Origin of the sequence: Burkholderia sp. Se-20378, assembly GCF_017104665.1 — a bacterium.
In the GTDB taxonomy this organism is placed as follows: Bacteria; Pseudomonadota; Gammaproteobacteria; order Burkholderiales; family Burkholderiaceae; genus Burkholderia; species Burkholderia lata.
The window spans coordinates 1-8,362 of sequence record NZ_JAAGPG010000381.1; the positions used below are offsets into that span (position 1 = coordinate 1).

At 66.3% G+C, this 8,362-nt stretch carries 10 protein-coding genes; 7 read left to right on the forward strand and 3 right to left on the reverse strand.

The window, feature by feature from the left end; all coding sequences use genetic code 11:
* From G3N93_RS28725 to G3N93_RS28735, 3 genes are all read left to right on the forward strand, one after another.
* Positions 1-977, forward strand: a 977-nt coding sequence (locus G3N93_RS28725) for a molybdopterin molybdotransferase MoeA (RefSeq protein WP_206134481.1), incomplete at its 5' end; no start/stop codon positions are given.
* Between the two features lie 19 nt (positions 978-996).
* Positions 997-1,254 (forward strand): molybdopterin converting factor subunit 1, encoded by a 258-nt coding sequence (gene moaD / locus G3N93_RS28730; protein WP_011352296.1) that lies wholly within the window; start codon positions 997-999, stop codon positions 1,252-1,254.
* Positions 1,255-1,264: 10 nt separating this feature from the next.
* A complete protein-coding gene (locus G3N93_RS28735) occupies positions 1,265-1,741 on the forward strand; it encodes a molybdenum cofactor biosynthesis protein MoaE (RefSeq protein WP_011352295.1) in 477 nt (158 codons plus the stop codon).
* Between the two features lie 68 nt (positions 1,742-1,809).
* On the opposite strand, the gene G3N93_RS28740 is transcribed toward G3N93_RS28735, so the two are convergent.
* Positions 1,810-2,370 carry a group III truncated hemoglobin gene (locus tag G3N93_RS28740; protein WP_166888572.1) on the reverse strand — a complete coding sequence of 187 codons (561 nt, stop codon included), beginning with the start codon at positions 2,368-2,370 and terminating at the stop codon, positions 1,810-1,812.
* Positions 2,371-2,621: 251 nt separating this feature from the next.
* Here G3N93_RS28740 and G3N93_RS28745 point away from each other — a divergent pair, with 251 nt between their 5' ends.
* Together G3N93_RS28745 and clpB are read left to right on the forward strand one after the other, a co-directional pair.
* Positions 2,622-3,137 carry an Rrf2 family transcriptional regulator gene (locus G3N93_RS28745; protein ID WP_174941123.1) on the forward strand — a complete coding sequence of 172 codons (516 nt, stop codon included), beginning with the start codon at positions 2,622-2,624 and terminating at the stop codon, positions 3,135-3,137.
* Between the two features lie 157 nt (positions 3,138-3,294).
* Positions 3,295-5,892, forward strand: a complete 2,598-nt coding sequence (gene clpB / locus G3N93_RS28750) for an ATP-dependent chaperone ClpB (RefSeq protein ID WP_174987313.1) — start codon at positions 3,295-3,297, stop codon at positions 5,890-5,892.
* Between the two features lie 105 nt (positions 5,893-5,997).
* On the opposite strand, the gene G3N93_RS28755 is transcribed toward clpB, so the two are convergent.
* A complete protein-coding gene (locus tag G3N93_RS28755; protein ID WP_089484088.1) occupies positions 5,998-6,435 on the reverse strand; it encodes a YidB family protein in 438 nt (145 codons plus the stop codon).
* An 88-nt stretch (positions 6,436-6,523) separates the two neighbouring features.
* Positions 6,524-7,141 carry a helix-hairpin-helix domain-containing protein gene (locus G3N93_RS28760; RefSeq protein ID WP_206134482.1) on the reverse strand — a complete coding sequence of 206 codons (618 nt, stop codon included), beginning with the start codon at positions 7,139-7,141 and terminating at the stop codon, positions 6,524-6,526.
* 286 nt (positions 7,142-7,427) lie between these two features.
* On the opposite strand from G3N93_RS28760, the gene G3N93_RS28765 reads away from it, so the two are divergent.
* Both G3N93_RS28765 and G3N93_RS28770 read left to right on the forward strand, forming a co-directional pair.
* Positions 7,428-7,889 carry a MerR family transcriptional regulator gene (locus G3N93_RS28765; RefSeq protein WP_206134483.1) on the forward strand — a complete coding sequence of 154 codons (462 nt, stop codon included), beginning with the start codon at positions 7,428-7,430 and terminating at the stop codon, positions 7,887-7,889.
* On the forward strand, positions 7,873-8,307 hold the full coding sequence (locus tag G3N93_RS28770; protein ID WP_206134484.1) for a carboxymuconolactone decarboxylase family protein: 435 nt from the start codon (positions 7,873-7,875) through the stop codon (positions 8,305-8,307). Before G3N93_RS28765 ends, G3N93_RS28770 begins: the two co-directional genes overlap by 17 nt.
* The last annotated feature ends 55 nt before the right edge of the window (positions 8,308-8,362 follow it).

Here is an 8,362-nt window from a genome sequence, read left to right on the forward strand (position 1 = left end):
TTCCGGCCGCGCCGCTCGCTGCCGGTACGGCCGCGCGGATCTTCACCGGCGCGACGGTGCCGCCCGGCGCCGACGCCGTCGTGATGCAGGAGCAGACGGCGGCCGACGGCGATGCGGTCGAGATCCTGCACACGCCGAAGGCCGGTGAATGGATCACCGCACAGGGTGCGGATATCCGGCAGGGCTCGGTAATCCTGCCGGCCGGCACGCGGCTCACGCCGCAGGCGCTCGGCCTGGCCGCGTCGGTCGGCTGCGCGCAATTGGCGGTCGCGCGGCGGATTCGCGTCGCGGTGTTCTTCACCGGCGACGAACTGACGATGCCCGGCGAGCCGCTGAAGCCGGGTGCGATCTACAACTCGAACCGCTTCACGCTGCGCGGGCTGCTGGAGCGGCTTGGCTGCCACGTGACCGACTACGGGATCGTGCCCGATTCGCTCGCCGCGACGCGCGACACGCTGCGCGCGGCTGCCCGCGATCACGACGTGATCCTGACGAGCGGCGGCGTGTCGGTTGGCGACGAGGACCACGTGAAGCCGGCCGTCGAGGCCGAAGGGCGGCTCGCGCTGTGGCAGATCGCGATGAAGCCCGGCAAGCCGCTTGCGTACGGCGCGGTGCGCCGTGGCGACGATCGCGCCGATGCGCACTTCATCGGGCTGCCCGGCAACCCGGTGTCGAGCTTCGTCACGTTCCTGCTGTTCGTGCGGCCGTTCCTGCTGCGCCTGTCCGGCGTGCGCGACGTCGCGCCGCGCGCGCTGTCGCTGCGTGCCGACTTTTCGCAAAACAAGGGCGACCGGCGCAACGAATTCCTGCGCGCGCGCGTCAACGCGGCCGGCGGTCTCGACCTGTTCCCGAACCAGAGCTCGGCGGTGCTGACGTCGACGGTGTGGGGCGATGGCCTGATCGACAACCCGCCGCAGCACGCGATCAGCGCCGGCGAGACCGTGCGTTTCATTCCGTTTTCCGAACTGCTGTCGTAACGCGACGGCTTCCCGAACCATGAAGATTCAACTGAAATTTTTTGCAAGCGTACGCGAGGCACTGGGCGTCGCCGACGAGCAGGCCGACGTGCCGGACAGCGTCACGACCGTGGGCGACGTGCGCGCATGGCTGCGCGTGCGCGGCGGTGCGTGGGCCGAGACGCTCGCCGAAGGGCGCGCACTGCGCATGGCGTGCAATCATGAAATGACCGATCCCGACACGCGGCTCACCGAAGGCTGCGAAGTCGCGTTCTTTCCGCCGGTGACGGGCGGTTGAGGCACGGGCGATGGCAACGGTACGAATCCAGACCGACGACTTCGATCTGAACGCGGAAGTCGCGGCACTGCGCGCACGCAACCCGAAGATCGGCGCGGTCGCGTGCTTCGTCGGCACGGTGCGTGATCTGAACGAAGGCGAATCGGTTGCCGCGATGGAGCTCGAGCACTATCCGGGGATGACCGAGAAGGCGCTCGAGAAGATTGCCGCCGAGGCTGGCCGGCGCTGGCCGGGCATCGACGTCGCGATCGTGCATCGCGTCGGCAAGCTCCTGCCGCTCGACCAGATCGTGATGGTCGCAACGGTTGCGTCGCACCGCGGCGATGCGTTCGCGTCGTGCGAGTTCGTGATGGACTACCTGAAGACCGAAGCGCCGTTCTGGAAGAAGGAAACCACGCCGGACGGCGAGCGCTGGGTCGATGCGCGCAGCACCGACGATGCCGCGCTCGCGCGCTGGGGTATCGAATCGGGCAATACGCGGCGCTGAGCGCGACGTCAGGGTGGTGCGGCGAGGTGCCGCATGCGCGCACAAGCGTCGCGCGCGATGGCGATCCGTTACGCGTCCGGATCGCTGCTGCGCCCGATGATCTTCGTCGGAAACGGCTCGCCGCGGGCACGCGACGGCAACGCGTGCGGATCGTCGCCCGCGTCGCGACGGCGCGGCGCGATCGCGTCGAGCAGTGCCTGCTGCTCGGGCGGAATCTGATAGTCCCAGCCGAACCGGCTCAACTGGAGGCTCTGCGCGATCCGCAGCGCCGGCTCCATGAAGCGGATCGCCGCGGGCGGCGCGTAGCGCGTCTCGACGGTCTTCAGGAACAGCGACAGCCAGCGGCTGAAATGGGCGGGTTCGATCCCGTCGAGCGGCTGGTGTGCTTGCTGCACGTTGCCGCGATAGCCCTTGGTGCCGAGCACGAGGCTCGACCAGAACGTGACCATCTTCGGCAGGTGGTCGTCCCAGCGGCCGGCCAGCTTCGCGTCGAACACGGGCCCGAGCAGCGGATCGGCGCGCACGCGGTCATAGAAGGCGTAGACGAGATCGCGGATGTTCTCTTCGGTCGGCTCGGTGTCGCGAGGACGGGCCGGTGCGGTATCGGGCGAGGCGGGCAGGACGGTCATGGCAAAAAGGGCCGGAGAAATAGGCAACGGCGGGGCAGTGGCGCAGGCGTCGTGCAGGACGCCGGCCGGATTTTGACGCAAAATAGCGTCCAACAACCCCTGAAAAACGTGTAAGTGTCACGCATCTTATTGCGCGCGCGTCATCCTGGCAACCCGGGGCCGCGGAACAGGGCCGCCAACCGGCCCCGTGCGCAACCCGATCGGCCCGGCTCACGTAATCGGGGCACGATCGATCTTTTCCGTATTCGCCCATGAGACTCACCGACTACACCGACTATTCGCTGCGCGTGATGCTGTACCTTGCCGTACGTGGCGAGGGACTCGCAACGATCCAGGAGATCTCGGACGCCTACGGCATCTCGAAGAACCATCTGATGAAAGTCGTGCAGCAGCTCGGCGAGCTGGGGTGGGTCGATACCGTTCGCGGTCGCAATGGCGGGCTGCGGCTGTTCCCCGAATCGCTGCAACTGACCGTCGGCCAGGTCGTGCGCGCGACCGAGAGCGATTTTGCGCTGGTCGGCTGCTTCTCGGCTGACGGCGAGTCGCGCGGCTGCGTGATCGAGCCGCAGTGCCGGTTGAAGGGCGTCCTGGCGGCCGCGCGCGATGCGTTCTTCGCCGAACTCGATCGTCACACGCTCGGCGAGCTGGTCGAACACGCTGCGCCCCTCGTGGCATTGCTCGGTATTCATCCGGTCGTGCGCATGCGCGCCGAGCCGTCGCCGGAAGACGCACCCGCGTCCGTCGAACCGCCGTCGACGGCTGGCTGATACACGCTCGCCGCACGTCTCGATCCTGCCGTGGCCCGTCCCGGGGCCGCTTCAAGGGTATCCATCGATTTTTTCGCTGAATCAACCCGAATTTCGCTTGAAAGCCGCATAACCATCCTCATCTTGGTGTTAATCGAAAATTGGAGGTCTCGACTAAATGAGAATCGACAAGCTCACCACCAAGTTCCAGGAAGCACTCGCGGACGCGCAAAGCCTCGCGGCAGGCCGCGACAATCAATACATCGAACCCGTTCACGTTCTCGCGGCGCTGGTCGCGCAGCAGGACGGTTCAGCACGCTCGCTGATGTCGCGCGCGGGCGTTCACATTCAGGCGCTGCAAGGCGCGCTGAACGAAGCCATCTCGCGCCTGCCGCAAGTAACGGGCACGGGCGGCGACATCCAGATCGGCCGTGAACTGGCCGGGCTGCTGAACCAGGCCGACAAGGAAGCGCAGAAGCTCAACGACACGTTCATCGCGAGCGAGATGTTCCTGCTCGCCGTGTCCGACGACAAGGGCGACGCCGGCAAGCTCGCGCGCCAGCACGGCCTCACGCGCAAGGCGCTGGAAGCCGCGATCGCCGCGGTGCGCGGCGGCTCGCAGGTACACAGCCAGGACGCAGAAAGCCAGCGCGAGGCACTGAAGAAATACACGGTCGACCTGACCGAGCGCGCCCGCGCGGGCAAGCTCGATCCGGTGATCGGCCGCGACGACGAAATCCGCCGTTCGATCCAGATCCTGCAGCGCCGCACCAAGAACAACCCGGTGCTGATCGGCGAGCCGGGCGTCGGCAAGACGGCGATCGTCGAAGGGCTCGCGCAGCGGATCGTCAACGGCGAAGTGCCCGAGACGCTCAAGGGCAAGCGCGTGCTGTCGCTCGACATGGCCGCACTGCTCGCCGGCGCGAAGTATCGCGGCGAATTCGAGGAGCGCCTGAAGGCGGTGCTCAACGACATCGCGAAGGATGAAGGCCAGACGATCGTCTTCATCGACGAAATCCACACGATGGTCGGCGCGGGCAAGGCCGAAGGCGCGATGGATGCGGGCAACATGCTGAAGCCGGCGCTGTCGCGCGGCGAGCTGCACTGCATCGGCGCGACCACGCTCGACGAATACCGCAAGTACATCGAGAAGGATGCCGCGCTCGAGCGCCGCTTCCAGAAGGTGCTCGTCGACGAGCCGAGCGTCGAGGCGACGATCGCGATCCTGCGCGGGCTGCAGGAGAAGTACGAACTGCACCACGGCGTCGACATCACCGACCCGGCGATCGTCGCCGCGGCCGAGCTGTCGCACCGTTACATCACCGACCGCTTCCTGCCGGACAAGGCCATCGACCTGATCGACGAAGCCGCTTCGAAGATCAAGATGGAAATCGATTCGAAGCCCGAAGAGATGGACAAGCTCGACCGTCGTCTGATCCAGCTGAAGATCGAGCGCGAAGCCGTGAAGAAGGAGCAGGACGAAGCGTCGCAGAAGCGCCTGCAACTGATCGAGGAAGAGATCGAACGCCTCGGCCGCGAATATGCGGACCTCGAGGAGATCTGGATCGCCGAGAAGGCCGCGGTGCAGGGCAGCGCTCAGTTGAAGGAAGAGATCGAGAAGGTGCGTGCGGACATCGCACGTCTGCAGCGCGACGGCAAGTTGGAGAAGGTTGCCGAGCTGCAGTACGGCAAGCTGCCGCAGCTCGAGGCGCAATTGAAGCAGGTCACGCAGGCCGAAGAGCAGGAGCAGCACAACCCGACGCGTCCGCGCCTGCTGCGCACGCAGGTCGGCGCCGAGGAAATCGCGGAAGTCGTGTCGCGTTCGACCGGGATTCCGGTGTCGCGGATGATGCAGGGCGAACGCGAGAAGCTGCTGCACATCGAGGAAAAGCTGCATGAGCGCGTGGTCGGCCAGCACGAGGCGATCAGCGCGGTGGCCGATGCGATCCGCCGTTCGCGCGCGGGTCTCGCCGATCCGAACCGTCCGTACGGCTCGTTCCTGTTCCTCGGCCCGACGGGTGTCGGCAAGACCGAGCTGTGCAAGGCGCTGGCATCGTTCCTGTTCGACTCGGAAGAGCACCTGATCCGCATCGACATGAGCGAGTTCATGGAGAAGCACAGCGTCGCGCGGCTGATCGGCGCGCCGCCGGGCTATGTCGGCTACGAGGAAGGCGGCTACCTGACGGAAGCCGTGCGTCGCAAGCCGTACAGCGTGATCCTGCTCGACGAGATCGAGAAGGCGCATCCGGACGTGTTCAACGTGCTGCTGCAGGTGCTCGACGACGGCCGCATGACGGACGGGCAGGGGCGCACGGTCGACTTCAAGAACACGGTGATCGTGATGACGTCGAACCTCGGCTCGCAGGTGATCCAGGCGATGACGGGGGCGCCGCAGGAAGAGATCAAGGACGCCGTGTGGCTCGAGGTGAAGCAGCATTTCCGCCCCGAGTTCCTGAACCGGATCGACGACGTCGTCGTGTTCCATGCGCTCGACCGCAGCAACATCGAGTCGATCGCGAAGATCCAGCTCGCACGCCTGCACGACCGGCTTGCGAAGCTTGACATGGCGCTCGACGTGTCGGAAGCGGCGCTCGAGCAGATCGGCAAGGTTGGCTACGATCCGCTGTTCGGTGCGCGGCCGTTGAAGCGCGCGATCCAGCAGGAGATCGAGAACCCGGTCGCGAAGCTCATCCTCGCGGGCCGCTTCGGTCCGAAGGATGTGATTCCGGTCGACATCCACGACGGCAAGTTCGTGTTCGACCGCGTCGTTCACTGATCGCAGGCCTCCTTGGCCGCCGCCCGGTTCGCGCCGGGCGCGCAAAAACAAACACCCCGCCTCGGCGGGGTGTTTGCTTATGGAGCGTCGCAACGACGCAGCGCGTCAGCCCTGCTTGTTGCCGCCGAACATGCCGGCGATCTGCGACAGCGAGCCGAGCACGTTCGACGGGTCGACTTGTGCCTGGCCGTCGGCCGGCACTGCGCCGTCCGGCGTCGCGTGGTTGACGACGTGCGGCAGCACCTGCGCGAGGACGGTCGAGGCCATCGACGGATCGACACCGAACTTGCTCGCGAGCGCACCGATCGCGTCCGAGCCCAGCACGTTCTGCAGCGCGTCCGGCGAGATCGGCTGGTTCTGGCCGGTGCCGACCCACGAACCGATGATGTCGCCGGCGCCGCCGGCCTTGAACTTCTCGATCAGGCCATTCAGGCCGCCCGGCTGGTTGTTGATGAATTCGAGCGCGGTCGTGATCAGCGCGCTTTGCGAGTTGCCGCCGGCCTGGCCGCCGAGCAGACCGCCAACGATGTCGAGGAGACCCATGGTTCTTCACCTTTACCGATAAGGGCGCCACGCTGTGGGCGCCCGTTGAACGAATGCCGCGCGCACGCCGTCGCGCGCGCGGCGCACATCAGGCGCCCGACGCCGCGGCGGCGGAGGCTGCCTTGTCCTTCTTGCTTTTCTTCTTCGAACCCTTCGTCGCTTTTGCCGACGATGCGGCGGCCGGTGCGCTCGCACCCGCATCGGCGGATGCCGCCGCTGCGGCGGCCGCCTTTTCCTTCTTCGTCATGCGCTTGGCCTTCGCCGGCTTCGCCGCCGCATCCGGCGCGCTTGCCGCCGGTGCCGGAGCCGTAGCCGTCGTGCCGGCCGTCGCGGTCGTGGACGTCGTGCCTGCCGACGTCGTTGCCGACGTGGTGGCCGAAGTCGTTGCCGATGTCGTCGCGGCAGGCTTCGACAGTTTCACACCCTTCGGCGGCGTCGACGAGCCGCCGATCGTCAGGCCGTTTTCCTCGAGATGCCCGACCGATTTCGTGCCGAGGCCCTTCACGCGGTTCGCGAGATCGTCCGCATCCTTGAACGGGCCGTTCTTGGTGCGTTCGTCGATGATCGCCTTCGACTTCACGGGCCCGAGACCCTTCACGGATTCGAGCGTGGCCTGGTCAGCCGAGTTGACTTCGACGGCCGCGGCAAGGCCTGCGGCGAGCGACAGCGATAGCGCGACGAACAGCATCAGCAGCTTTTTCAGCATGGCAAAGGCTCCCTGGTTCTGACGGATGAATGGCTGTTGCAACGGACGGCGGGGCGAGGCGTGGCCGGGCGTCGCCGTTAAGCATAGGACAAATGCGTGCCCTTTTTAAGACAGGCTGACCGAATCTTGCTGAAGGCTTGCGGCGCTGTAAAGACAGAAACCCGTGTCGGGCGGTGGTTTTGACCATTCTTTACGGTGTCGCCGGGGTGCCGCCGACAATCGTCGCACTGGTCGTTCGACAGGGCTTGACTTAGAGTGAACTCTAACTCCTAACCTTGTTCCTGCCATGTCGAAAACCGTAACCCAACCTTCCTCCGCCGGCCCGCTGACGATCGGCCAGGTCGCCGAAATGACCGGCCTGTCCACGCATACGCTGCGGTACTACGAGCAGGCCGGCCTGCTGCGCGCGATTTCGCGCACGACGGCCGGGCACCGGCTCTATGCACCGGCCGACCTTGACTGGCTGGCCTTCGTGATGCGCCTGAAGGCGACCGGCATGCCGATCGCGCAGATGCAGGCGTTCGCGACGCTGCGCGCGCAAGGCGAGTCGACCTTCGGTGCGCGGCGCAGCCTGCTGGTCGCGCATCGCGATGCGGTGCGTGCGCATATCGCGGAGCTGCAGGCGAGCCTCGACGTGATCAGCGACAAGATCGTGAACTATGAGGCACAGGAGCGGGAGATGGCACGACAGGCAAGACCTTCTCACTCTCTATCGAAACAGGACGGACACAATGGAACGACTCGTTGAAGACCGCTATACGCGCGGCTGGAACAAACTGAAGGAAATCGACGGCGAAGTGGGCGAGCGGGTGATCGCGGCGCTCGAGCCGATCGCACCGGATTTCGGGCGGCTCCTGGTCGAGTTCAGCTTCGGCGACATCTACAGCCGGCCGCAGCTCGACCTGAAAGCGCGCGAGATCGCGACGATCGCGGCGCTGGCCGCACTCGGCAACGCGCAACCGCAGTTGAAGGTGCATATCGAGGCCGCGCTGAACGTCGGCTGCACGCGCGACGAGATCGTCGAGGTGTTCATGCAGATGGCCGTGTATGCGGGTATGCCGGCCGCGCTCAACGCGCTGTTCGCCGCGCACGAAGTGTTCACGCGGCGCGATGAAGCGGCCGGCAACGCGGCGGACGCGAACGAAGCGGCCGGGCAGCCCGCATGACGAAGCGCGCGCCGGCGCGTCACGCGCGATGCGGCGCAACGATCCGGTGCTGAGC

Excerpts from the sequence above, each read along its gene's own strand:
- clpB (WP_174987313.1), top strand. The coding sequence starts at position 3,295 with ATGAGAATCGACAAGCTCACCACCAAGTTCCAGGAAGCACTCGCGGAC.
- G3N93_RS28755 (WP_089484088.1), bottom strand. The coding sequence starts at position 6,435 with ATGGGTCTCCTCGACATCGTTGGCGGTCTGCTCGGCGGCCAGGCCGGC.
- moaD (WP_011352296.1), top strand. The coding sequence starts at position 997 with ATGAAGATTCAACTGAAATTTTTTGCAAGCGTACGCGAGGCACTGGGC.
- G3N93_RS28735 (WP_011352295.1), top strand. The coding sequence starts at position 1,265 with ATGGCAACGGTACGAATCCAGACCGACGACTTCGATCTGAACGCGGAA.
- G3N93_RS28760 (WP_206134482.1), bottom strand. The coding sequence starts at position 7,141 with ATGCTGAAAAAGCTGCTGATGCTGTTCGTCGCGCTATCGCTGTCGCTC.
- G3N93_RS28770 (WP_206134484.1), top strand. The coding sequence starts at position 7,873 with ATGGAACGACTCGTTGAAGACCGCTATACGCGCGGCTGGAACAAACTG.
- G3N93_RS28745 (WP_174941123.1), top strand. The coding sequence starts at position 2,622 with ATGAGACTCACCGACTACACCGACTATTCGCTGCGCGTGATGCTGTAC.
- G3N93_RS28765 (WP_206134483.1), top strand. The coding sequence starts at position 7,428 with ATGTCGAAAACCGTAACCCAACCTTCCTCCGCCGGCCCGCTGACGATC.
- G3N93_RS28740 (WP_166888572.1), bottom strand. The coding sequence starts at position 2,370 with ATGACCGTCCTGCCCGCCTCGCCCGATACCGCACCGGCCCGTCCTCGC.